Annotated in this window: 26 protein-coding genes; 3 read left to right on the forward strand and 23 right to left on the reverse strand. The window is 39.8% G+C overall.

Features of this window, described 5'->3' with window-relative positions:
* Positions 1–62 precede the first annotated feature (62 nt).
* From dnaI to O3670_RS07180, 6 genes are all read right to left on the reverse strand, one after another.
* A complete protein-coding gene (dnaI, locus tag O3670_RS07155; RefSeq protein WP_002883792.1) occupies positions 63–965 on the reverse strand; it encodes a primosomal protein DnaI in 903 nt (300 codons plus the stop codon).
* A 3-nt stretch (positions 966–968) separates the two neighbouring features.
* Positions 969–2,144 (reverse strand): DnaD domain protein, encoded by a 1,176-nt coding sequence (locus O3670_RS07160; protein ID WP_096832795.1) that lies wholly within the window; start codon positions 2,142–2,144, stop codon positions 969–971.
* Complete coding sequence (nrdR, locus tag O3670_RS07165) at positions 2,141–2,620, reverse strand: transcriptional regulator NrdR (RefSeq protein ID WP_002883820.1); 480 nt, start codon at positions 2,618–2,620, stop codon at positions 2,141–2,143. Before nrdR ends, O3670_RS07160 begins: the two co-directional genes overlap by 4 nt.
* A 121-nt stretch (positions 2,621–2,741) precedes the next feature.
* Entirely contained in the window at positions 2,742–4,271 is a 1,530-nt protein-coding gene (locus tag O3670_RS07170) for a HAMP domain-containing sensor histidine kinase (protein WP_037600314.1), read from the reverse strand.
* On the reverse strand, positions 4,268–4,957 hold the full coding sequence (locus O3670_RS07175; RefSeq protein WP_002883757.1) for a response regulator transcription factor: 690 nt from the start codon (positions 4,955–4,957) through the stop codon (positions 4,268–4,270). The genes O3670_RS07170 and O3670_RS07175 overlap by 4 nt, the downstream gene beginning before the upstream one ends.
* A gap of 155 nt (positions 4,958–5,112) precedes the next feature.
* Positions 5,113–5,649 (reverse strand): DUF177 domain-containing protein, encoded by a 537-nt coding sequence (locus O3670_RS07180; RefSeq protein ID WP_037600313.1) that lies wholly within the window; start codon positions 5,647–5,649, stop codon positions 5,113–5,115.
* A gap of 298 nt (positions 5,650–5,947) precedes the next feature.
* On the opposite strand from O3670_RS07180, the gene rsmG reads away from it, so the two are divergent.
* The 3 genes from rsmG (at position 5,948) to O3670_RS07195 (ending at position 8,805) form a co-directional block, all read left to right on the forward strand.
* Positions 5,948–6,661, forward strand: a complete 714-nt coding sequence (rsmG, locus tag O3670_RS07185) for a 16S rRNA (guanine(527)-N(7))-methyltransferase RsmG (RefSeq protein WP_037600311.1) — start codon at positions 5,948–5,950, stop codon at positions 6,659–6,661.
* A 68-nt stretch (positions 6,662–6,729) separates the two neighbouring features.
* Complete coding sequence (locus O3670_RS07190; protein ID WP_080702550.1) at positions 6,730–8,094, forward strand: TrkH family potassium uptake protein; 1,365 nt, start codon at positions 6,730–6,732, stop codon at positions 8,092–8,094.
* A 39-nt stretch (positions 8,095–8,133) separates the two neighbouring features.
* Entirely contained in the window at positions 8,134–8,805 is a 672-nt protein-coding gene (locus O3670_RS07195; RefSeq protein ID WP_022496217.1) for a potassium channel family protein, read from the forward strand.
* Between the two features lie 89 nt (positions 8,806–8,894).
* Here O3670_RS07195 and O3670_RS07200 read toward each other — a convergent pair whose 3' ends face one another.
* The 17 genes from O3670_RS07200 to ureE form a co-directional block, all read right to left on the reverse strand.
* Entirely contained in the window at positions 8,895–9,725 is an 831-nt protein-coding gene (locus O3670_RS07200; protein ID WP_037600301.1) for an energy-coupling factor transporter transmembrane component T family protein, read from the reverse strand.
* Positions 9,718–11,394 carry an ABC transporter ATP-binding protein gene (locus O3670_RS07205; protein WP_037600297.1) on the reverse strand — a complete coding sequence of 559 codons (1,677 nt, stop codon included), beginning with the start codon at positions 11,392–11,394 and terminating at the stop codon, positions 9,718–9,720. Before O3670_RS07205 ends, O3670_RS07200 begins: the two co-directional genes overlap by 8 nt.
* Before the next feature lie 65 nt (positions 11,395–11,459).
* The gene (locus tag O3670_RS07210; protein WP_002889953.1) at positions 11,460–12,005 is read right to left on the reverse strand and encodes an ECF-type riboflavin transporter substrate-binding protein; all 546 of its coding nucleotides are present in this window, start codon (positions 12,003–12,005) and stop codon (positions 11,460–11,462) included.
* A gap of 9 nt (positions 12,006–12,014) precedes the next feature.
* The gene (locus tag O3670_RS07215) at positions 12,015–12,863 is read right to left on the reverse strand and encodes an SAM hydrolase/SAM-dependent halogenase family protein (protein ID WP_037600294.1); all 849 of its coding nucleotides are present in this window, start codon (positions 12,861–12,863) and stop codon (positions 12,015–12,017) included.
* 150 nt (positions 12,864–13,013) lie between these two features.
* Positions 13,014–14,222 (reverse strand): serine/threonine transporter SstT, encoded by a 1,209-nt coding sequence (sstT, locus tag O3670_RS07220; protein WP_037600290.1) that lies wholly within the window; start codon positions 14,220–14,222, stop codon positions 13,014–13,016.
* A gap of 122 nt (positions 14,223–14,344) precedes the next feature.
* On the reverse strand, positions 14,345–15,037 hold the full coding sequence (locus O3670_RS07225; protein ID WP_002883771.1) for a methionine ABC transporter permease: 693 nt from the start codon (positions 15,035–15,037) through the stop codon (positions 14,345–14,347).
* Positions 15,037–16,104 (reverse strand): methionine ABC transporter ATP-binding protein, encoded by a 1,068-nt coding sequence (locus O3670_RS07230; RefSeq protein WP_175057398.1) that lies wholly within the window; start codon positions 16,102–16,104, stop codon positions 15,037–15,039. Before O3670_RS07230 ends, O3670_RS07225 begins: the two co-directional genes overlap by 1 nt.
* Entirely contained in the window at positions 16,097–17,470 is a 1,374-nt protein-coding gene (locus O3670_RS07235) for a M20/M25/M40 family metallo-hydrolase (protein WP_175057397.1), read from the reverse strand. Before O3670_RS07235 ends, O3670_RS07230 begins: the two co-directional genes overlap by 8 nt.
* Positions 17,471–17,530: 60 nt before the next feature.
* Complete coding sequence (locus tag O3670_RS07240) at positions 17,531–18,433, reverse strand: MetQ/NlpA family ABC transporter substrate-binding protein (protein ID WP_013990049.1); 903 nt, start codon at positions 18,431–18,433, stop codon at positions 17,531–17,533.
* 159 nt (positions 18,434–18,592) lie between these two features.
* On the reverse strand, positions 18,593–19,441 hold the full coding sequence (locus O3670_RS07245) for an amino acid ABC transporter substrate-binding protein (protein WP_060972174.1): 849 nt from the start codon (positions 19,439–19,441) through the stop codon (positions 18,593–18,595).
* A gap of 165 nt (positions 19,442–19,606) precedes the next feature.
* On the reverse strand, positions 19,607–20,323 hold the full coding sequence (locus O3670_RS07250; protein WP_060973162.1) for an energy-coupling factor ABC transporter ATP-binding protein: 717 nt from the start codon (positions 20,321–20,323) through the stop codon (positions 19,607–19,609).
* Between the two features lies 1 nt (position 20,324).
* Positions 20,325–21,104, reverse strand: coding sequence for an energy-coupling factor transporter transmembrane component T (locus O3670_RS07255; protein WP_371595933.1), 780 nt, complete (start codon positions 21,102–21,104; stop codon positions 20,325–20,327).
* On the reverse strand, positions 21,101–22,078 hold the full coding sequence (gene cbiM, locus O3670_RS07260) for a cobalt transporter CbiM (protein WP_175057395.1): 978 nt from the start codon (positions 22,076–22,078) through the stop codon (positions 21,101–21,103). Before cbiM ends, O3670_RS07255 begins: the two co-directional genes overlap by 4 nt.
* A 3-nt stretch (positions 22,079–22,081) precedes the next feature.
* Positions 22,082–22,921 (reverse strand): urease accessory protein UreD, encoded by an 840-nt coding sequence (locus tag O3670_RS07265; RefSeq protein WP_175057394.1) that lies wholly within the window; start codon positions 22,919–22,921, stop codon positions 22,082–22,084.
* A gap of 1 nt (position 22,922) precedes the next feature.
* The gene (gene ureG, locus O3670_RS07270; RefSeq protein ID WP_002889928.1) at positions 22,923–23,537 is read right to left on the reverse strand and encodes an urease accessory protein UreG; all 615 of its coding nucleotides are present in this window, start codon (positions 23,535–23,537) and stop codon (positions 22,923–22,925) included.
* Between the two features lie 29 nt (positions 23,538–23,566).
* Positions 23,567–24,280, reverse strand: a complete 714-nt coding sequence (locus O3670_RS07275; RefSeq protein WP_073949314.1) for an urease accessory protein UreF — start codon at positions 24,278–24,280, stop codon at positions 23,567–23,569.
* Positions 24,270–24,722, reverse strand: coding sequence for an urease accessory protein UreE (gene ureE, locus O3670_RS07280; protein ID WP_002949549.1), 453 nt, complete (start codon positions 24,720–24,722; stop codon positions 24,270–24,272). The genes O3670_RS07275 and ureE overlap by 11 nt, the downstream gene beginning before the upstream one ends.
* Positions 24,723–24,820: the final 98 nt, after the last annotated feature.

The raw sequence follows: 24,820 nt of genomic DNA on the forward strand, positions 1-24,820 counted from the left end.
AGCAGTCTCACTTCCACCAAGGAAAGCAAACTCTCTTATTCTTTATCATTATTAGGATCACCCTAACGGCGATTAACACCCTTCAAGTGAACCTCTTTGGCAAGAAAACGGATACGCTCCATCACACGTTTGGCCTGCCAAGTCTCGTCTCCTTGACGTCCATTGGATAGCTTAGCTTCTAAATCCGCAAAACTATAGTTAGACGTAAAGAAGGTAGGCAGCTCCTCAATCATGCGATGCTGGAGGATAACTTGCAAAACATCATCCCTAATCCAAGAAGAGAATTGTTCTGCACCAATATCATCTAGAACCAAAACTTCCGCCTGTTTGACAGCATCAATTTGCTCCTTGACAGAACCATCCTTGATTCCATTTTTAACATCAATAGTAAATGATGGGTAATGAATAATGGTCGTCGCAACCTTCTTGGTCTCTGAAAGTTCATGAGCCATAGCAGCCAACATGAAGGATTTTCCAACCCCCATGTCTCCGTAGATATAAAGGCCTTTCTGGTCTGGACTAGGGTAATTCGCCACAAAATCCACGAGACTCTCAAAGGTATCAACACGAGCCACATCATCTAGAGCAATGTCCGCAAAGGTAATCTTACGATAAGACTGAGGCAGACTCACCAAATTAATCCGTTTAGCAATAGCCTGCTGTTCTTGTTGCTCTTTGAGCTGACGCGTCTCCTTATAGGTGACATCAGCGTAGCCTTCATTCATGGTCAGAATCGGTTCATACCCTTTGGCAATATACGAGGCATCACCTTCCTTTACCTTACGGCATTCCACCAGGAATTGATTAAACTTAGGAAGACTACGCTTGATTTCATCCTGGCTTAGGCTATGCTCTTGAATAAAGCTAGCCACTCTTGGATCCGCTAAAATTTGCTTCGTTAAATCTGTTGCATTGCCAGACCCATGATGCCCTGTTCGGTTTAGGGTTTGTCCAACTCTTTCCATAGGCTACTCCTTTCCTTTTTCTAGTTTTGCCAAAGCTCGACGTCTAATTTCATCCAACTTGGCCTGATCAGCCTGACTGGTTTGATTATCATAATCTGGATTACTCCAGCTCGGCACATTTGTTTTCTTCTTAGAATCAGCTTTTGCTTGCTGTGATTTCTTATCGTAACCACTACGCAAAGCTAAAAGCCCCTGTTCAGCAGTGACGATATTCTTAAAGGCAAAATCGTTGGCAAGTTTAGAGATATACTCTCGATTTACATTCGTTGAACGTGTCCGTCCCAAACTGTAGGCAACCATGAGGTTAATTACCTCATCCATAAAGCCTCTTTGTGCCAAATCCGTGAGAATCTGCTTCTCAGAATTAGTCACAGTCCCGCTTGGGCCTTTAGCACTTTGCAAGTAATCTATAGGCTTTTCGGACCTAACCGCTTTAAGAATCTTTTTCTCCGTCTCCGTCAAAGCAGAATCACCACCCAATGTTTGAGCTTGAGCCTGTTCTAATTGCACCTGCATACGCTTGACAATAATCTGGTGGTTCACGGCTGTCTTTTTCGCTAAGAGATAGGTATCATACCAATTCATGCCATGAGTTTCAGACAATTTATAGATTTCTGGCACATCTGTCTTTTCATCTGTAAATACAAGTCCGTCAGCCTGCATACGATTCCTGAAACTGCTTAAATCAAACGAATTTTTAGGCTTGATTTCAGACACAGACTTTTGAGCCAAACGCTCATCGGTAAAGACATCCGAAAAACGTTTAGATAAATCTTGCAAGCCTTGTAGACCTGCCGGTTTCAAAGCATCTACTGCTGGTTCACTAATCTTTTGCTCGAGAAGTGAACTATAAACGGCATGTTTTAGAAACTGCTCAATTGATAAGGGAGACTTAAGCTCTATAACATAAAACCCTTGAGGTGACTGGTAAAAGGCCAAGAGATCTACTGCTGTCAGAACCGCCAGTGCTTCCTGAAGGGGCTGCATTCCAAAGTTAAGATGGTTCAGAATAGCCGCAAACTTATGGCGGTGATTACCATTGTCATAAAAAGCCACGAAATACTGGTAGAGAGCGTAGCCCTCACCCCCAATAATGGGATAATAGCAACGCATCAAACTTGCCTGATCGGGAACGATAACCTGATTGCCAACATAGACAAATTCTTCAATAGGTCTCATTTTTTAGACTCTTTTTTCGCACGTACAGTTTTGGTGATTTCTTGAAGCAACTCTTCAATCTCATCAACATCTTTGAAAGAACGGTAGACACTGGCAAAACGTACATAAGTAATTTCATCAAGATCAGCGAGTTCTTTCATCACTAAATTCCCAATGACATCACTATCAACCTCTCCATCATGGTTACGGCGAATATTTTGCTCAATACGGGTGATGGCATTTTCGATATCCTCACTAGAAACCGGACGCTTCTGAGCACTCATCAAGATACCATTGAAAATCTTATCGCGAGAGAATTGTTCACGAGTACCGTCTTTTTTGACAACCAAAAGTGGAACTTCTTCCACACGCTCAAAAGTTGTAAAACGAGCATGACAAGAATCACACTCACGACGACGACGAATGGTATTCCCATCCTCTGCCTGACGGCTATCGATAACACTAGATTTATTATGTTGACATTTTGGACAACGCATGCACTTCACCACCAATCTTTGAAATTCGGTACTCTATTTTACCATAAAAACACATAAAAAGCACGCTCTAAACGAGGCGTGCTCACGACCAAGAATCACTCTAAGACTCTTATAAATTGATTTAAAGCTCAAGTTGAGGTGTCGTCGTTTCTCCATCCGCAAATGGAATGTAAAAATCGAAACATGTCCCTACACCAAGCTCTGAACTAACCTCAATACGACATCGGTAGGCCTCCACAATCTGGTAAAGAATTGATAAACCAATACCTACACCAGATTGAGTGGATGTACGGTTACGTGCCTTATCTGAACGATAGAAGCGTTCAAAGATATGCTCAATATCTTCATCAGATATCCCTTCACCATTATCTTGTACTTGTACCAACATTTCATCTTCCAGAGCCTTAATTGTAACCTGGATTTCCTTGTTAACAGGAGAATACTTGACCGCATTATCAATCAAAATAGTAATCGCCTGTTCAAAGTGTTGGCTGTAAATCTGTGCTAGACGCTCTGAGCTCTCAAAATCATTGAGATAGAATTGGTAATCTTCATGCAAGACACGGAAGTTACCAATAACCGTACGGATTGAAGAATTCAAATCACACGTATCATTTCTATGATTTTCAAATGATCCTTTGACACGGATAGAGTCCAACATATCATTAATCATAATCGTCATACGGTTGGCCTCGTGACTTGCAGCCTCAAGACTCTCCTCAAGAATCTCAGGGTCATTTTTACCCCAACGTTGCAAGAGGTCCATATGGCCCTTGATAACCGCAATCGGCGTACGTAATTCATGACTGACGTCACTCAAGAAACGCATCTGCATCTGATTATTTTCTTGGATTTTATCCATCATACGGTTAAAGTTAACCGCCAAATCACCAATTTCATCGTGACTTTCAATCTTAGAACGAAGTTCCAAATCACTTGGCGAATCGGTGATAACTCCCATCGTTTCGTGCAACTGTCTCATCGGACGAAGAATAGATGTCAAGACAACCACAGTTGCTGCGATAACTAGGACCGTCATCCCCACTTCTAGGAAAATCAATAAGAAAATCAAACGCTCTTTCAGAGCATAGTAGAATTCCAAATCATGGAAAATCTGGGCATAACCAACGATGGTCTTTTTATCCTTACCGTAAATTGGAACTTGTAGTAAGAAACCACGCTTTCCTTTATAGGACACTGACTTCAGTTTGTTTACTTCAGACATGCCTGGAGGAGAGTCTGTGTTTTCCTCAGAAGTAAAGATAAACGTTCCCTTTTTGTCATAAACAAAAACAGATTGGTTAGAAAATAATTTATTAGAAATTGCAACTTGACCATCCAAAGAGTGCTTTTCAGAAAGCACACCATTAATGATTGATGCATAGATATTTTTAGGCGAATAAAGGGCCGCTAAAAGCGGTTCTGGACTCAACTCTTCATCAGAATCCCAGTCCTTTTCGATATAAGTAACAACTTTCGAAATTGTATTATTTACATTTTGACGTTCACGTTGCAAAAGAAGCGTATTGGCCGAGAAAACAACAACCAGAGTGAACATCGACAATACAAGAAAGAAGACCACAGCAGTTGTCATGGTCAACTTTTTTCTAATGGTTACTTTACCAAATAATCTATCTTGTAATTTACTCATTTTTCACGGATAACGTAACCCATTCCTCGCACTGTTTGAATGTATGATTCCTTACCTGGAACATCGATTTTTCCACGCAAGTAACGAATATAAACATCTACAACGTTTGTTTCGATTGCATCATCATATTTCCAAACTTGAAGCAAGAGTTCCTCACGGGTCATCACTTGGTTCATATTGCTCAAAAGTGTGTTCAACAAATCAAACTCACGTTTTGTCAATGGAATTGCTTCATCACCACGAACAACTGTACGGTTTTGAACATCCAATTTCAAATCACGATAAGTTGACGCTTTAGCTGGTGCATTCTTAGCAGCTTCGATATCTTGACGACGGAAGGTTGCACGAATACGTGCCAATAGTTCTTCAATCGCAAAAGGTTTTACAATATAGTCATCAGCACCACGGTCCAAACCAGCAACAATGTCCATGATTGAATCGCGGGCTGTCATCATCATAATATAAGTATCTTTTTCTTGTTGGAGACGACGTGTTACTTCAAAACCGTCCATCTCAGGCAACATAAGGTCCAAGAGAATAAGATCGAAATCTTTCTCGAGTGCCATTTCAAGTCCTTCACGTCCGTTGTCTGCTGTCACAACGTCGTATCCTTCGTGTTGAAGTTCAAGAGAGACAAAACGAGCAAGGTTTTTCTCATCTTCAACAATCAAAATGCGTTTGCTCATAATAAGTATTTACCACTTTCTTAAAATTTTTTGACTTCTATTTCCCTTAAAAAGTCTGTAGATTTACCCTATAAATAAATCCGAAAATTAACTTCTAATGATATAATAATACAGATTTTTAAAATTGTCAAACATTTTTAGTTTATTTTTTTGAATTAATTTTCGTCAAATAGACCGTTCAATTGGGCAAAGGGATTACTTGCCTCTTTTTTCTCCTGTTGAAGTGCGGCAAAATCCTCTTCTGACAAGACTTCCCAGTCATTACCTGAGAGCGAAATTTGTCCTGATTCTTCCTCAGGTGTTAATACTCTCAAAGGAATATTAAGAAGAATATTATCTAAAATACTCTCATCAAGATTAATGGTATCCCCATCCAAGATAAGAACTAGATTTTCTTCGACTAATTCCTTTTGAAGAGCTGCATCTGCCTCTTGTATAAAGGTTTCTGAAACCGGATAGTTAAAGCTAAGTGTCACAGGTTCAAGTGAACGGCTAGATGGCAAGGTAATATCATAGCTAAGTTGATAGTCCAAAAGGTACAAGCCATTATCATAGGCTACCTGACCACTTGCTTGAATCTGTTCAAGATTTAAAACTTGATCATAGCGTTCTTTAATAGACTCCAACAAAGAAGGTGCTTCGGTAAAGGCGAGCCCCTCTGGAGACTTTCTAACTTCTGAAAGATAAATCATTCTTAATCCTCAAATTAAATTTCCCCATAGGGATCTATTTTCAATCCACAAGACCATAATCCCCTACATTCACTTTTCATTAGAGAGCATGATTATGATTTTAGACTTAATTAGTATTATATCAAATTTTTAAGAAAAAATAACACCTTTAATATTACATATTTCTTAAACTTAGAACTTTTTTCACAGCTAATGAGAAACTTACTCAGACCCAGTTTCCATCTGTCCTATAGAGTTAGATGAAAGCTCTTAATTATGGTAAAATAAGAGCATTGAAACTAGATAAAAGGAATATATAATGACACCTGAAGATTTTTACAAGGCTTTGAAAGAACTGGGGTTCGATCTCAGCCAAAAACAAAAAGACCAATTCCAACGCTACTTTGAGCTTTTGGTAGAATGGAACGAAAAGATCAACCTTACTGCAATCACAGAAAGAGACGAGGTCTACCTCAAACATTTCTTTGATTCTTTGGCTCCTGTTCTTCAAGGGCATATTAAAAATCAAAGTATTCGACTTCTGGATATCGGAGCTGGAGCTGGATTTCCAAGTCTCCCTATGAAAATCCTTTGCCCTGAGCTTGATGTGACTATCATCGACTCACTTAATAAACGCATCAATTTCCTCAATCTCTTGGCTGATGAACTTGAGCTCAGCGGTGTTCACTTCTATCACGGACGTGCAGAGGATTTTGGACAAGACAAGGCCTTCCGTGCTCAGTTTGATATTGTTACTGCCCGTGCCGTCGCACGCATGCAGGTTCTCTCAGAATTGACCATTCCTTTCTTAAAGGTTGGTGGACAACTTATTGCACTTAAAGCTGCAGCAGCTGATGAAGAGTTAGCCGATGCTAAAAATGCCTTGAACTCGCTTTTTGCAAAGCCTATTCTCAACGAGAACTACAGACTGCCAAATGGGGATGGACGTAATGTCACTATTGTCGATAAGAAAAAAGAAACCCCAAATAAGTACCCACGTCGTGCTGGAATTCCTAACAAGAAGCCGCTATAACGTTTATCCAAGGAGGTGTCTTACTCCTTGGATTATTATTTACTCTTATGATAACTCGGAGGTTTTCATTGATCAATCGTCTTTCTGTCACGCAAAAGCTTGTGCTCAGCTTTGTCTTTGTCATTATAGTGGGGAGTATTTTACTTAGCCTTCCCATAAGCCACTATGCAAATAGTCCAGAAACAAGCTACCTGGATCATCTCTTCAATACTGTGTCAATGGTCTGTGTAACTGGACTTTCTGTTGTCCCGGTCAGTAAGGCTTACAATGGTCTCGGTCAAATTTTCTCTATGCTTCTCATGCAGACGGGAGGACTTGGGCTCGTCTCTCTTATAGCCTTTAGCACCTATACCCTGAAAAATAAATTAGGACTGAGTGATCAAGATCTCCTTCAATCCGCACTTAGCAGGGATAACCAAAAAGATTTGAAAGCTTATTTTTTTAAGGTCTATAAAATTACTTTTTCTATTGAAGCTTTGGCAGCACTTGTGATCATGACTGATTTCGTTCCTCGTTTTGGACTTGGTCACGGCATTTTTAATAGTCTCTTTCTAGCTGTCTCTGCCTTTTGTAATGCTGGATTTGACAACTTAGGTTCTAACAGTTTACAGGATTATGCAACCAATCCAACCATTAACCTTGCTGTAGCTTTTCTCATTATGTCTGGAAGTTTGGGATTTGCAGTTTGGATTGATTTGATTCAACTATTGCGACGTTATATTAAAGATCGTCCAAGGAATTGGAAATTAGCTTGTAGACCTCTCAGCAATCAAAGTCGTCTTGTTCTTATAAGTACAGGCTGTCTCCTCTTAGGAGGAACACTACTTGCTTGGTTACTGGAAATGGATAACTCTAAGACAATCGGTACTCTCAATGTCTGGCAACAACTTCTGGTAAGTTTCTTTCAGACTGTAACCATGCGTACCGCTGGTTTTGCGACTATTTCCTATACCAATGCCGATTTCTCCACAAATCTTCTTTTTATGATTCAAATGATTATTGGGGGTGGTCCTGGAGGAACTGCGGGTGGTATCAAGGTGACAACTGCCTCTATCATGTTCCTGCTTTTTAAGTCAGAACTATCTGTTAACTCGAGCGTTGTTTTTCGAAATCGTATTATATCTAATAAGACTGTTTTGCAAGCATTCACAGTTATACTCTTTTTCCTAACAATGCTCTTTGTCGGCTATGTTATTTTGCTGGAGACTAATCCTACACTATCGCCCCTTGGCCTACTTTTTGAGAGTGTGTCAGCCATTGCTACCGTTGGTGTTTCAATGGATTTGACCCCTAATCTAAATACTCTAGGACGACTCGTTATCATGTCTCTGATGTTCATTGGCCGTGTTGGACCTATCACTGTTCTCTTGAGCTTGATGACCAAAAAAGAAAAGCATGTCTCTTATGCCCCAACTGATATTTCAGTTGGCTAAACAATTTTATTCATTGACAATATTCTGAAAGGATTTTATATGAAAACACAAATTATTGGGGTCCTCGGTTTGGGAATCTTTGGACAAACCATTGCAACCGAACTCTCCTCTTTTGGACAAGACGTTATCGCCTTAGATAATAACTCTACAACAATTGATTCCCTTGCTGATCAGGTGACTAAGGCCGCTGTTGGTGACATTACTGACATTGACTTTCTACGTTCTGCTGGTATTGATACTTGCGATACGGTCATTATTGCAACTGGAGAACACCTAGAATCGTCTGCGCTAGCGCTCTTGCAGTGCAAAAAACTTGGTATTAAGAATATTATTGCCAAAGCTATGAATAACAATTATGAGGAAGTCCTTTACGGAATGGGTGCTAACTGGGTCATCACTCCTGAACGTAGCACAGCAAAAGAATTGGCTTCAAATATCCTCCGCTATAACATATCAAATGTTTTTCATTTAGAGGATGACGTAGCTTTAATTGAACTTAAAATTCCTAGTGAATGGGCTGGAAAGTCCTTGCATACTTTAAATCTAAGACAAAATTATAACGTCAATGTTATTGGTTTTAGAGATGAGAAAAGTGGCAAGTTAAACACCCACTTTGACCCAAGTAAGAAACTACCTGATGAAGGGATCATACTAGTTGTCGCTGACAATCGAACACTAGAAAAATTTGATTATTTAGGATATTTAAAATAACAAAAAACGTTCCAATCTCGTTCATCTAGACAAGACTGGAACGTTTTTAGTTGTGCTTAATAGCATACTTTTACTAAAAGCCAAGAATATCATCCCCATGGATTGTAAAAACGACCATGATTGAGGAAGATTAAGCCTATACTAATCCCCAATAAAAGAATAGCTGACACGATGACAAGGTAATCTTGTTTCATCAAAGATTTATGCACATACCAGGTACGTTTTTTATAGCGACCAAATCGACGTAGCTCCATAGCTGTCGATATGGTATCAATTCGTTCGAGAGATGAAAAAATTAGTGGAAGAACAATTTGGAGATTCCCGCGAATACGTTTGACCAATCCCGACTTTTGCGACAAATCCAAACCACGAGCCCCTTGAGCCTTACGAATCGTAAAGAATTCTTCTTGGACATCTGGAATATAACGCAAGGTTAAACTAACGGAATAGGCAAATTTATAAGGAATTCCAATCTGATTAAGACTAGCCGCAAACTGACTCGGATGAGTGGTCATAAGAAAAAGAATGGCAAGAGGGACCGTTGAAAAATACTTAAGCAATAGATTTGCAAGGTAAAAAAGCTCCTGACTGGTTAGATAGAAACGCCCCCAGCCTTCAATAAGAACTGTCTTTGCTCCGTAAATTTCTTCACCATAACCAGGTGCGAAAAGGTAGACCATAAGTAAATTAAAGAGGGCAATGGATCCAATAATCTTAACAACAAAAGAAATATCTCGCCAACGAATCTTAGCCAAATAAAAGAGATAAATGGAAAGTAAGCCTACTGCTAGGATAAAGCGTGGATCATAGGTTGCCATACAGGCAACTGAAACCAAGATAAAGAAAAGCATCTTACTTGCCCCAGACAAATCATAGAGGAAACCTTGACCGGACTGATAACCAATTAAACGATTAGACATTAGGGCCTCCTTTTTCAATATAATACTGGGTTACTTCTACTGGATCACTTGACAATTTCTGACCCAAAGTATAAAGAGAGGTCTGCTTGAGATTGGCTGACTCTAGTAAATCCTTCTGATTAAGAATTGTAACAGGGTTGTCGTCTGCAATGATTTTACCCTCAACCACAACGAGACAACGATCGCTATATTCCAACATGAGCTGCATGTCATGGGTAATCATCACAATCGTATGACCTTGCTTCTGAAGACTGTCCAAGAAATTCATGATATCTGTGTAAGTCTTGTAATCTTGACCAGCCGTTGGCTCATCCAAGATAATGATTTCAGGTTTCAAAACTAAGATAGACGCAATGGTCACGCGCTTTTTCTGACCAAAGGAAAGCGCAGAAATGGGCCATTTACGAAAACTATAGAGACCACAAGTCTTCAAGACCTCATGAACACGCGCTTCAACCTCAGCCTCTTCAATACCTCGCAAACGCAAACCAAGAGCGACCTCATCAAAAATCATAGTTTGGCTAATCATCTGATTTGGGTTTTGCAAAACAAAGCCTATACGTTCTGAACGCTCGGCGATGCTATCCTGACTGATATTCTGACCCTTGTAAGTTAATTTCCCTTGACTAGGGACAAAACCGCATAGAGCTTTGGCAAGCGTCGACTTTCCAGCTCCATTTTTACCGACAATCGCTAGTCGCTCACCTTTTTTCAAGCTAAAAGACATATCCTCTATAATCGCTGGATTATCCCCATAGGAAACGCTAAGCCCCTCAACCTTCAAAATAGAATCACTTGAACTGTCTCTTTTATCTTTCAAAACTCTATCTGGCAGAACAAGGTCAGATAAGTCTAAAGCATCCAATTGACTAAGATTTTGTGCATCTCTTGTGTCAAATCCCAACTGACGTAAAACCGTCACATATAGAGGTTCGCGAATCCCATTTTCCAGTAAGAGAGTACTTGATAAAAGCTCATCTGGGCTACCGTTAAAGAGGAGGGTACCATCATTGACCAGTAAAATCCGGTCAACAGGACGATAAAGAACATCTTCTAGACGATGCTCAATAATAATTGTTGTAGCTCCCACCTCTTTGTGGATTTTATCAATGAGGTCAATGGTTTCCTGTCCTGATTTAGGATCTAAATTTGCTAGAGGCTCATCAAATAAAAGAATAGGACTCTCATCAATCAAGACTCCAGCCAAACTAACTCGTTGTTTTTGGCCACCTGATAAGTCTTGAGGGCGGTGATTCAAAAGAGAAGTCAAGTCTAGACGTTCAGCCCAGAGAGCTACCTTATCCTTCATCTCACTTTGATCAGCACAATCATTCTCCAAGGCAAAAGCCAAATCCTCGGCTACTGTTAGGCCAATAAACTGACCATCTGGATCCTGCAATACCGTAGATACCAACTGTGACTTATCATAGATAGATTGCTTGAAAATATCCTGACCATCTATCCTTACCTGGCCTTTTGCCTGACCTTTATGAATATTAGGTATGATACCATTGAGACACTGAGCCAGGGTCGACTTTCCGCTACCAGAAGGGCCTAAAATGAGCACTTTCTCGCCTTTGACAATATCAAAGCTGATATCTTTAAGCGTCGCTTCTGCTTGCGCATCATATTGAAATGTAAACTGATTAAAACTAATGTATTTATCCATGTTTCTACTAAAAAAGAGAGGAGGTATCAAAGCAAACTGACAGTCCCACTCTCCTATGATTCATGCTAGTCTTTGGTAAGACTACCAGATTGTGTACGTGAGCCAGCATAGATTGCAAGAAGGAGGGTTCCTCCGATTGCAATTGTAATAAAGTTAGCTACGCCAGCTACAAAACTTTGTGCATAAAGATATGACCAGGCTTGTGCGAATTGGAGTCTATCACCAATAGGAGTAACGATACCATAGGCAATAAGGAGGGCCAATGCTTGTGCTAAGTTAAACCAAATCATACTCATCAAAGAAAACTTGCCAGTTGTCACATCATATTTTTTGTTGAATAGACCAATTACAAGACCTGTAATGGCACTTGCAAACACCCAAGCCCATGAGATATTTCCGTATTGAATACCATCTTTAAGCGCATGCCCAATAAAGCCCATAAAGAAACCTGTAATAGGCCCAAAAATCACTGAAAATAGTGCTTGAACAGCATACTGAAGTTGGATGCTGGTATTCCCAAAAATAGGAATATTAACAAACATACCAATGATAATAAAGAGTGCTGCACCAATACCTGTCGCAACTACTGTACGAATTGAATTATTTTTCATAATCTTACTTTAATCTCCTAAATGTTTGATTTCAATGTGCCAGTTAGACCCCACACCAACATTATAGGCCTTGGCAAAAGACCCCTGGTTTATGGCTAAGCCAACACGATAGAGGGAATTGATATAAATAATTGGCTGACCGATACGAACATCCGCAAAAGATTTCCCATAGGTAACTTGATTTTGGTAGACCAACATATCATTGTTAAAGATGGTCACCTCGAATCGATCACCAAAGTTTGGTTCCAAGGCATAAAAGTCATCACGTGTGATAGAGGTCCAAAGAGAGCCGAAACGGACGTCCAAAATATCAATTGCACCACGAACCAAATTATCCTCTATGATGGTTTCAACCACTGGAAGCTCTAGAATTTTGTCCACAGGTAACTCAGGACCTACTTCATCAAAACTGATATGACCAGAAGCTAATTTGGCACCTGTATAGGCATAAACATCACGACCATGGAAGGTATAAGACAGCTCCGTATTACTACGACGATTCTCAACTTCTGAAATTTCACGGACAGCAACGATACCGACATCCTTCTTGATATAAGAAAGTGTTCCGTTATCTGGTGTGACGATATATTGCCCCGTCTTTGTTAAGGCAACCACACTTTTACGTGATGAGCCGACACCCGGATCAACTACGGAAACAAAGGTTGTTCCCTTTGGCCAGTACTCGACAGTCTGAAACAGACGATAGGAAGCTTCAAAAGTGTTGTAGGGAGTAATATCATGTGTAAGGTGATGAACTCCCAAACTTGGTTCTTCTTGAAGAGCTACACCAATCATGGCCGAAACAGCACCGTCAACCAAACCAAAGTCTGATTGAAGCACCAATAAATTATTAGTCATAAATGTTTCACCTTTTCTCTTTGAACGGTTTATTTTACCATATTTTATGGGCTTTTTAAAGATGATAGATTCTTGAGCTAGCTATAGTCTTTGACTATGTTTTCTCCAAAATCAAAAAGCCAGCCAAATAGGCCGACCTTATACAATTATCTATACTTTCTTCCAACGGCTCTTTTCTGCTACTGCTGTAAAAAGCACGTCTGTTGAAGAGTTAAGGGCTGTTTCACAAGAGTCTTGGATGACACCTACGATAAAGCCAACACCAACAACTTGCATGGCCAAATCATTTGAGATACCAAAGAGGCTACATGCTACTGGCACTAATAGAAGGGATCCTCCAGCAATACCTGAGGCACCACAGGCAGAAATAGCTGCAACCACACTAAGAATGAGTGCTGTCGCAAAATCGACCTGAATTCCCAAAGTCGTTACTGCAGCAAGAGTTAAGACATTGATTGTCACGGCTGCCCCAGCCATATTAATAGTTGACCCCAAAGGAATAGAAACTGAATAGGTATCAGGATTTAAACCAAGATCTTTACAAAGCTGAAGGTTAACAGGAATATTAGCTGCTGACGAGCGAGTAAAGAAGGCTGTAATCCCAGAGTCTTTCAAACAACGGAAAACCAGTGGGAAAGGATTTTTGCCCATCATCACAAAGGCAATAATAGGATTAACAACCAAGGCAACAAAGGCCATTGTTCCCACTAAAACAAGGATTAGGACACCATAATCCGCCAAAACACCAACACCATTCTCAGAAATAGTATTAAAGACAAGACCAAGGATACCAAATGGTGCCAAGTTAATAATCCAACGAACGATTTGTGAAGTCACTTCTGCCAAGGTATGTAGCAAATCTTTCGTGTGAGTGCTAGCTGTTCGCATGGCGAAACCAAAGACAACCGCCCATACTAAAACACCAATGTAGTTGGCTTGAGCCAAGGCATTGACAGGGTTATCCACCATCTTAAGCAACAAATCTTTAAAGACTTCTCCCACACCTTGAGGTGCCGTCGATTTAGTCGCTGCCGCTGCTCCCAACTTCAGAGAAATTGGAAAAATATAGTGAGAAATAACAGCCGTCAATGCTGCCGCAAAGGTCCCAAAGAGATAAAGAATAATAACTGTCTTCATGTTGCTTTGTTGCCCTTCTCGCGTTTGAGAAAGGGCATTGGCAACCAAGGCAAAGACCAAGAGTGGAGCAATTGCCTTCAAGCCACCAACAAACATATCCCCTAAGAGACCAATAACCGTAAACTTAGGAACAAGCAAACCAAGTACAGCACCAATTACCACACCAATGGCAATGCGCTTAATTAGACTGGTTCTATTCCAAGTTGAAATAAAACGTTTCATAACTCATTAACTCCTTTTTTATGGTTAGTCAACCATAAAGCATTCGATAGCTTCCATACTATGATAAATATCTGAAATCGTCAAGACATTAGAAAAGCCTGTGGCAAACAGGCTCTCAAATCCTATTTATGACTCAATTTACGAGTCAAGAAATCACCCAAGAATTGGATAAGGAAAATCAAAATCAAAATTAAGAAAGTTGCCAAAATGGTAACTGATGTACTAGAACGGTTATATCCATAGTAGATGGCGATGTAACCAAGACCACCTGCACCGATAGCACCGGCCATTGCAGTTTCACCGACTAGGGAAATCAGAGTTACGGTTGATACACGAACCAACTCAGGTAGACCTTCACCAAGGTAAACCTTAATCGTATCCCAAAGTGTAGCACCACTTGCTTGTGCTGCTTCAATAACGCCACGGTCAAGATCTGCAAGTACCACCTGTACTTGACGTGCAAAGAATGGGAAGGTTGCAGCTGACAATGGAACCAAGGCAGCTGTCATACCAAGGTTAGTCCCCACGATAAAGTAAGTGAAGCCTTTCAAAATCGCCAAGAGGATGATGAAAGGAATGGCACGAAAGATTGAAGTGATTTTATCCAAGATTTGGAAAACAAATTTATTTTCAATAACTCCACGAGGACCTGTCAATACCAAGAAGAGCCCCATAACAAGACCAAGAAGTCCCCCAATGATGAAGGAAATAACCGTCATGTAGAGAGTCGCATAGATGGCGTCTGGCCAAGAGTTAACCCCCTGCATACCGATACGATAAATATCTGGAAAGTTTTGTTGAATCCAATCTGCCATTATTGGGCTCCTTTCTTAAGTACTTGCAAGCTGACACCTGCATTTTCAATCGCTTTTTGAGCAGCAAGAACCTTATCTGCCTCACCATCCAAGACAACGACCAATTCACCAACAGGAGTATCACCTAGAATCTCAACATTACCATAAAGAATGTTACTTGAAACTCCGTAATCTTTGAAAATTTCCGTCAAGAGTGGCTCATCTGTTGAAGAACCAGCATATTTAAGTTGAACGAGAAGGGCTGAGCTTGGTAAGTTTTTCACCAAAGGTTGTGCATTAATCTTAGCCAAGGCATCTTCAATCCCTGCTGCAGTTTCAATAAATTCTTGTGTCAAATCTTCTTGAGGATTTGAGAAGATCTCAAGGACACTACCCTCTTCCAAAAGTTGACCATTTTGCATAACGGCAACACGATTACAAATATCTTTAACAATTTGCATTTCGTGGGTGATCATAACCACTGTCAAACCAAGCTTTTTATTCAAATCCTGCAAAAGTGAAAGAATTTGCTTAGTTGTTTTAGGGTCAAGGGCTGATGTAGACTCATCTGAAATCAAGATTTCAGGATCATTAGCCAAGGCTCGGGCAATCGCTACACGTTGTTTTTGACCACCTGATAATTGTGCAGGATAGTTTTCAGCACGATCAGCCAAATCAACCAATTCCAAAAGACCACGAATTTTTTTGTCTTTCTCTTCATTGCTTAGTTTAGAATGACGAAGGGCAAAGGCTACATTTTCATAAGCCGTCTTTTGAGCCATAAGGTTAAAGTGTTGGAAAATCATCCCAATCGTTTGACGTTTCTGACGCAATTCTTTTGTCGACAATTGGACCTTACCATCTGCAAAAGTCACATCTTTACCGATAGTGATTTTACCAGCTGTAGGCACTTGCAAAAGATTGATTGCGCGCACAAGGGTAGATTTACCAGCCCCTGAATAACCAACAATTCCGTAAATATCACCTTTTTCAATCTGGATAGACACATCCTTAACCGCTTGAATAGTGCGGCGTTTCTGTGTAAAGGTGATATCAATATTTTTCAAATCAATAATGACATTACTCATAACTTGCAATTAACTCCTTAATTAGTTCAATGTGGGTGTAGTAATCTGCTAAGCTAACATTTTCATCCCCACCATGGTCACGACTGTTAGCATTCCCTATACCAAAGGCTGCCATTGGTACACCCAAAGCTTGATGAATCATATGCATAGGCCCTGTACCTGCTGCCGTTGGAAGTACAGCAACACCTTCTTTATAAAAGCCTTTTGCTAACTCAATAACATTGACAATAGCTGGATCAGACATATCACTACGATAACTTTCTTCACCAAGAGTGAAGGTCACCTTGATACGGTCAAATCCTTCTTTTTTAAGGTGAGCCTTGATACACTCCAAAACGTACTCAGGTGTCAAGCCAGGGACCAAACGCATCTCCATCTTAGCTCTGGCTTGAGCTGGTAAGATGGTCTTAACCCCTTGCCCCTGATAACCTGTTGAAATTCCCTCAATAGAAAGAGCAGGCTCAAAATAGTAAGTTTTCAAGAACGCTCGGCGGTCACTTTCTAAAATGGGTAGTTTTAAGCCGTAAATCCTACGAAGACTGTCTGCATTTTCAATGGCATAAGTTTCGATAAGATTCATCTCTCGTTCGTTTGGTTGGACAATCTTTTCATAGATGCCGTCAATAAGGATATGTCCCTGATCATCTCTCATGCTTGAGATAGCATTGAGCAAGTACCATGACGCCGATTCAATCACTGCACCAAATTTAGAGTGGATATCAACATCAGCACTATCGACAGACAAGTCAAAGGTAATAATCCCCTTGTTGCCACCTGTGATTTCCAATTGACCTTTACTATTTCGGTTCCCTTGCTCCCAAACCAATAGGTCTGCTGGAAGAAGGTCATCTCGGTATTTGTCTAAATATTTTTCAAGGTCTGTTGATGCAGATTCTTCAGCGCCTTCCATCATAAACGTAATATTTACAGGAAGATCTCCGACCTCACGAATGTACTTACGAAGAGCTGTCAACCGAGCTGTGATATGGCCCTTATCATCGTCGACACCACGACCATACATATATCCCTTTCGAACAGTCAGACGGAAAGGTTCATCGGTCCATGGCTGATCATTGTCCGCAGGAACAGTGTCATAGTGTTGATAGAAAATAATTGTTTTCGCATCTGGATTTGGACTCTTGAATTTCGCCAAGACAAAAGGTGCCGTATGAGTCTCGTCAATTGTCACCTCTGCGCCAACACCAGAGAAAATCTCACCAAGGTAAGCAGCCACATCATAGAGACCAATATTTTGAGCAAAAATAGATTTTTTAGAAATCAAAGTCCGCAAAACTTCAAAATAGTGCTGAGCAATTTCATCGTTACGAAATTTTCGTAACTGCTCTTCTTCACTTGAAAATGCCATCAAATCGTCTCCTTCATACACGACAAAACGGCGTGCTCTCACACGCCCTCTGTCCTTAGCTTATTTCTTTGAATTAGCTTTCAATTGATCTTGTGTTGGGGCACCTTTCCATGCTGGAAGGTCAACCTTGTTAGATGCATCATAGATGATTTGCGCTACTTCATCATTTTGGTAGGCTTTAATCAAAGTCTTGATAGCATCAGCTTTATTTGATTTTTCCCAATCTTTATTAGCTGCAATGATATTGACCCAATCTTTTAAATCTTGGCTTGGATCTTCTTGGAAGAGAGTTGTGTCATAGTCAACGTTTTGTTGTTGTGCGTATGAGTTGTTAACAACTGCTGCATCTACTGATGAAAGAGTTTGGGCAGCTTGTTCAGCTGCGATTTCTTTAATATCCAATTTCTTTGGATTTTCAGAAATGTTCTTGATAGTTGCCAATTCACCATCTTTAACATCCAACTTAATCAAACCAGCTGTTTGAAGGAGTGTCAAAGCACGGCTTTCGTTTGTACCATCGTTAGGTACTGAGATAGTAGCTCCATCTGGAAGCTCTTTAACATCTTTATACTTAGCTTTTCCGTTTTCAGTACCTGAGAAAAGGTGGATTGGGCTAAGAAGTGTGTCAGCTGCCGCAACAACATCACCTTTATTTTCTTTGTTCCAGTTGTTCAAGAAATAAATGTGTTGGAAAGCATTAACATCGATTTCGCCGTTTTTAAGGGCTTCATTTGGTTGGTTGTAGTCTGTGAACTCTTTCAACTCGATAGTAACACCCTTGTCTTTTGCCAATTCTTTGACTTTATCCCACAATGGCTCAGTAGTGTCATCCAAAGTCATGACACCAACTGTTAATGTTTTATCATCTTTAGCTGATTTGTTACCGCCAGCACCACAAGCAGCCAAAGCTACTGTTGAAGCGACTGCCAATCCTGTAATTCCAAGAATTTTTTTAAGTTTCATAACGAACTCCCTTTAATTGTTTTAAGTGTAAAATTATTATCCCATAGGATAAGAATTGTAGCAAATTGTTTATAATTGTATATATCTATAGTTTTCAACTATAACATGTCCTAGATTTTAATTATATGAAAAAGCTGAGATTCATTCCCAGCTCCTTTCTTATTTTTTGCTTGGAACTTTCAAAGCGTCTTTAGTTGGAATATAATCTTTGTTTCCAAGGTATTTTTCAGCCAACTTAGCCAAAGTACCATCTTTTTGGAGTTCTTCCAAACGTTTGTTTACAAATTTTTGAAGGTCTTTTTGGTTATCTGCGAACAAGAAGTAGATGTATGGTTGTTGATCAGATTTAAGCTCAATCGTCTTCAAGTTGCTCAATTTATTGTTTTTGATGATTGCATTAACAGTTGGTGCATCAAAGATCTTGAAGTCATACTTACCTTCATTCAAACTTGTCAACATTTGTGTAATATTTTCATTTGTGTAGTTAAGTTCAACTGGCTTGTCTGAATGTTTCTCATTAAACTCTGTCAATTGAGTAGCTGTCGATGTTCCTTGAACAACCTGCGTTGAGTGTCCAGCAATATCATCATATTTCTTAATATTACTATCTTTTGGAACAGTCAAAACAGCTGGTGTGGTACCAATTGGATATGAGAAGAGATATTTTTGGTCACGTTCTTCTGAATAAGAGATATTGTTCCCAGCCATTTGGTATTTAGCTGAGTCAAGACCTGTGAAGACTGAAGACCATTCTGTTTTTTGAAATTTCACTTCATATTTGTCAGAGTCTTTGAAGACTGCTTTGGCCACTTCCACATCGTAACCAGTCAATTCACCGTTTTCTTCATATGAGAACGGTGCTGTTGTCCCAACAGTGGCAAAGTTAATTGTTTCTTTAGCACCTGAAGATTTAGATGCTTCTTTTGATGATTTAGATGAACATGCAGCAAGCAAAGCTACTGAAGCAATGGCTACACCCGTAATTCCAAGAATTTTTTTAAGTTTCATAATACTCTCCTTTGAGATTGATTGTTTTTATTGTAACAGAATTCACTAAGCTTAACTAATACTTAAACATAATCAAGGTGATAAGAAAATACTATCACCTAAAAATATCAATTGTTTGACAAAGAAAAAAGTAGGAAACCTAGAACGATTTCCTACTTATCCTTATTAATAATGTGACAAACGCTCAACTACTTGCTGGTTACTGAGCACTTCCTGGACAGGAAAGAAATCAGCTTTGCCATCTTCGAAAAGAAGAACATCAGCCTTTTCATGATGAAGGTGCTTGAAGTGGTGAGCAGACATGATAATGGTTTTACCAGCTGAATGAAGGTCATGTAGAAGTTCCCTAAAAAATTCTTCATATTCTTTAGAAAGATTATTGAAGGGTTCATCAAGAATATACACATCTGGATTCGTTACCATGATACTGGCAAAAGCCACTTTCTTCTTTTCTCCACCAGACAGTTGATAGGGAACGCGGTCTCTTAAATCTTCAATTTTAAGCAGGGATAGCGTGTCTTGAACGCGCTGTGAGACTTCTTCTTCGGTTAGACCTAGCTGGCGAGGACCAAAAGCAATCTCATCATAGACAGTACTATTAAATAACTGACTATCCACATCCTGAAAGAGGATTCCGAGGCGACTATAAAAATCTCGTTTTTGACGTTTGTCCTTCAGCCATTCTTTGAGGTCCTTCCCTAAGAAAAGAATGCGACCAGATTCTTCCTGCTTGAAGCCAGTTAATAAACTGATAAGACTTGATTTTCCAGTCCCATTTTCCCCCATCAACATCACATATTGTCCTTGTCTAATCTCCAAATCAAGACCAGTAAAGACCTTTTTTTGTTCATAGGCACAGGCCACTTGTTTCAATTGAAACATCTCATCCTCCTAACAGAATCTGTCCTAAAATCACTGCTACTAGACCTATCAAGGCCAGCCAGTCCTTCCATGTGAATGACTGTGATGACTTGACATACTCACCGACAAAGCAACGTGCTTCCATGGCTTGAGTTAGTTCCTCACCATAGCGTATAGCTTTAAGGTATAAAATTCCCCAGATATTACTTCCAATCCGGAAACGATGGTTGCCGCCAAAGCTTCGTGCTTCAATCCCTTTGAGCAAATCCATTAATTGTTTTCCAAAGACATCGATATATTTTATGGTGATATCTAACTGGAGCAGAACAAGATCAGGAAAATGCAACCCTTTTAATGCCACTAGCATCTCACTTATTGTACTTGTCTCTGAATAATAAGCAATGGCTACGGCAATCAAAGGAAGTCTAAAAAGAAAGAGCGATTGACCTCCGCTAAGTAAGAGATGCGGTAGATAAAGAACGAGAGGGAAAATCAACAACACTACAGTTTTTTTCAAAGTTCTTACTAAAACAGAATGCGGTAAAAAAGCCACGCCAGCTCCTAAAAACAAGGCTAGAATCCACAAAACTGTGAGATTTCGGCTAATTCCCACTGAAACAAGTAAGAAAAAGAGAAGTAAAACCTTAGCTGTTGGATGAAAGACTGATGCTACTTTTAAAGGATGCGTTTCAAACTTTTGAAGAAGAGCTTCCAGATGGTGACGATTCCGGATAAGAAAGTTATTTCTACCGACTTTAGTGACTACTGGGCGCTCTTCCGACATCCAATCTGGAAGAATCATTTTTCAACCTTTCTACCGAAAATCAAGCGATAGAGGATGAAGAAAATCAAAACAGCAGAGGCAGCGCTCAGGATATAACCCAAAACTTCTGGAATGCCTGCGATACTATAATCTGGGAAGAGGGCATTGAATGAAAAACCATTCAACATTCCTTTTGGCGCTTGGGCTTCCACATGGTAATGAGACAATTTTTCTACCAACTCTTTGACATCCCATTCTGCAAAAGCTGTTCCCGTCGCCAATAAACCAAGTGGCGTTAGGATAATTAAGGCTAAGATAAAGAGCAATAAAGGACGTAGTTTCTTAGTCGTTATTTCCTGAGTATTATCAATATTCAAACGTTCAATGAATTCTTGAACACCGGCTGTGAAAAATCCTTCTACCAGACCGATAAGCAGGTGAGTCAAGCCCATTACTGGAAGCGTCACTCTCAAAGGGTATGGATTGTAAAGCGGATTACCACTGCTATCTTTAAAGAGAATCGGTTGAATTCCTAGTAAAACCGCAACAGTCAGGGCCGCAACTACAATTCCAATATAACCTCCAAAAAAGCTAGCAATTATCCTGTTCTTTGTCCACTTATTCAAGAGTTTATAAACAGCATAACCCACAAATGGCATGACAACAGCCATACAAAAGGCATTAGCACCAAAGGCCAAAATCCCACCATCACCAAATAGCAAAGCCTGCATAGCTAGAGCCACACTAACTGCTAAACAGGAGGCCCAAGGTCCTAACAATATAGCAATTAGCACTGCCCCAACAGCATGGGCACTCGTTCCACCTGGGGCTGGAAGATTAAACATCATGATAAGGAAGGACAAGGAAGTCCCGATTCCCAACATAGGAATCGTTTTTTTATCAGTGTCAACCTTTACCTTCACTTCCTTGACAGCCTTATACCAAATAGGCAACATAACTGCCCCCATTGCCACACAAGTCATAGGGCTTAGGTAATTTTCAGGAATATGCATTTTTTATCTCCTCATATCATTTTTTCTCAAATTCAAAGGGGTTAATCCATGTATTTCTTGTCTAAAATAGTCTGCACAAGAATAAATGACGCGACGATTATCCTCAGCAGTTTTTCCTAAGATACGTAACACCAAACCTGAGATATCTAAGGATGAAATGGCAAAATCAGACTCAAGATTTAGCCCTTCTAAGTACTTCCGCAAAGCCTTAACAAAAGCCTCGTCAATATTTGGTGACACCATTACCAAGCTATTGTAATTACGCCATCCTTCAAAATAACCAAGTTTAAACATATCTTGTTTCTGAGGCTCTAAGAGAGTCTGATCGCTATAAACAAGTTCATTATCTTGGTAAATTTGTGTCAAATTACGAAAATAATGGTATTGAAACGGTAAATCCTCATGAGACCAACCTGCCGTTACACCATCTGAATAAATCAAGTGGGCAGACTTATCCATATCAATACGACTTGTTTGGAAATAGCGTGATTTTAAATATGGAATAACTTCATCAGCCATGTACTCCAAATAACTATTTTCTTCAAGTGTGATAGACGTATTCTGTTGTGTCAACTGTCCTTTCTCACACTTGTAAACATAGGTAGGTGTTTGAGTTGTCACCAAGGCATGAGCATCTTTATTAACATCAATGGTCACTTGATACTGCTCACCCTCGACAAAGCCCCCACCCATATTAATTAGGAAATAGTAAGGAACGCCATTGGCATCTGAATTATCCGCTGACACTCGAGAGTTACCTTCTTGATATTTCTTGTGGGAAATTGTACGACCATTTCTGTTTGAAAATCCAAGATGGACAAAGCCATCATATGCTTGTGTCATCTTACAAGTCCTCTAGTAGGAAATTCTTACGAATCCATTCTTCTACTTCCTTAACATTGTCATCATTATTCAAATTTGTGAAAATGAAAGAATCTTCGTTACGGAAATGAAGGGTATCTTCACGCATACGGTCTAGGTTGGCTCCAACATAAGGTGCAAGATCAGTCTTATTAATCAAGAACAAATCACTCTTAATCATCCCTTGACCAGCCTTACGTGGGATTTTTTCACCCTGAGCAACGTCAATAATATAAATGGTAAAATCAACCAAATCAGGGCTGAAGGTCGCAGCCAAGTTGTCTCCACCACTTTCAAGGAAAATAACATCCAAATCATGGTTAAAGCGTTCTTGAAGAGTTTCAATCGCTTCAAAGTTCATAGAGGCATCCTCACGAATCGCAGTATGAGGACATCCTCCAGTTTCTACACCAATGATACGGTCTTCGTCTAAGCTTGAATTTTTAGCCAAGAAAAGGGCATCTTCTTTTGTATAGATATCGTTAGTAATAACTGCTAAATTTAAGTCGGACATACGTCGTGTAAGACGCTCAAGCAAAAGGGTTTTACCTGAACCAACAGGTCCACCAACTCCAATAATTACAGTACGTTTTGTCATTGTTTTTTCCTCTCAACCTTGTTGATATTTTAGGACATGAATAGGCGGAATACCTGTGTTTCATGTTTCATCTGAGCTAATTCAAGACCAGGCGTATTGGCCCCAAGGTAGGACGCATCCAATTCTTGAATTTCTTGTGTCATTTTTTCTAATTGTGAAAAGCTACGTAAAACAATCTCCTGTCCAGCAAACTGTCCAAGGGGAATGGCACGCACAGCATTTTGAACCATCGTCGAAATCACACTATAGCCATAAAGTGCTATGGCTTCACTACATCCCAAGCCCTTGTTAAACACATAGAGCGCAAAGACAATAGCTGGATTGCCGAAGACCACACCCTTACGTATTTTAGACTGATAGTCATCCAATACCGGAATAGCATGAAGCCTTTGAATGAGTCGAAGCATTTGCTTAGCAATCATTTTAGTCCCCTGTCTTGTTTCACGCGCTTGCGTCGAAACTGTCAAGACCTTATCATAATGCCAAACCTGCTCTATGTTATCTGTAACCATAGCATCATAAACCAGTTTGATTACAAGACCTTCACCATATTTAAACTGACTAGCTAAATAGGCTTCTTGCCACTCTTCGTAACCTTTATCATCTGTTACAGTGTCTTCACGCAGATAATTTTCCATCCCAAATGAGTGGTTAAATGATCCAATTGGAAAGGTGGAATCGACAATTTGCACAATTTCAAGATAATCTTGCAAAGACACATTAGCAAAGGGATTAATGTTCATGGGCAGTTAAATTCACATGGCGTAGGGGTTTATCAAGGACCACTTCTTCAATCGTGTAGGCAATCTCTTTTTGAGTCAAGACTTGCTCTACTACTGGGTCAACCTCTAAATAAATCTTGGCATCTTTCACCTCAATTGGTTTATGAGTATTCCCAAGAATGTGAGCTGTGATTCCCATTTCATCCATATCTTTAGGTGAGATGACAATCAAATCCTGTGACTCAACACCAATAGCTAGAACATGGTGATCATCGATAAAAAAGGCAGAGCCATTTTGCAATTTTTGTCCCTTATCAAGACGAATACCAAATTCATTCCCATGATCACTCTTCACACGAATAATTTTTTTGTTAAGATCGTCACTCGAAAGAATGACTGTTTCAATATGGTATTTGTCCACATCGATATCCTTAACAAGAGCATCTACTTTTGTAAAAATCATACTTTTTCCTTTTCTATTACATTTTAAAAGTCTAGCATCAGACTCATATAGCAACCTAATAAAGTGCTAAAAACGTTATGGCTGTAAAATACAAAAGA

It is taken from the genome of Streptococcus sp. 27098_8_74 (assembly GCF_041431705.1).
GTDB classification, from domain to species: Bacteria; Bacillota; Bacilli; order Lactobacillales; family Streptococcaceae; genus Streptococcus; species Streptococcus salivarius_E.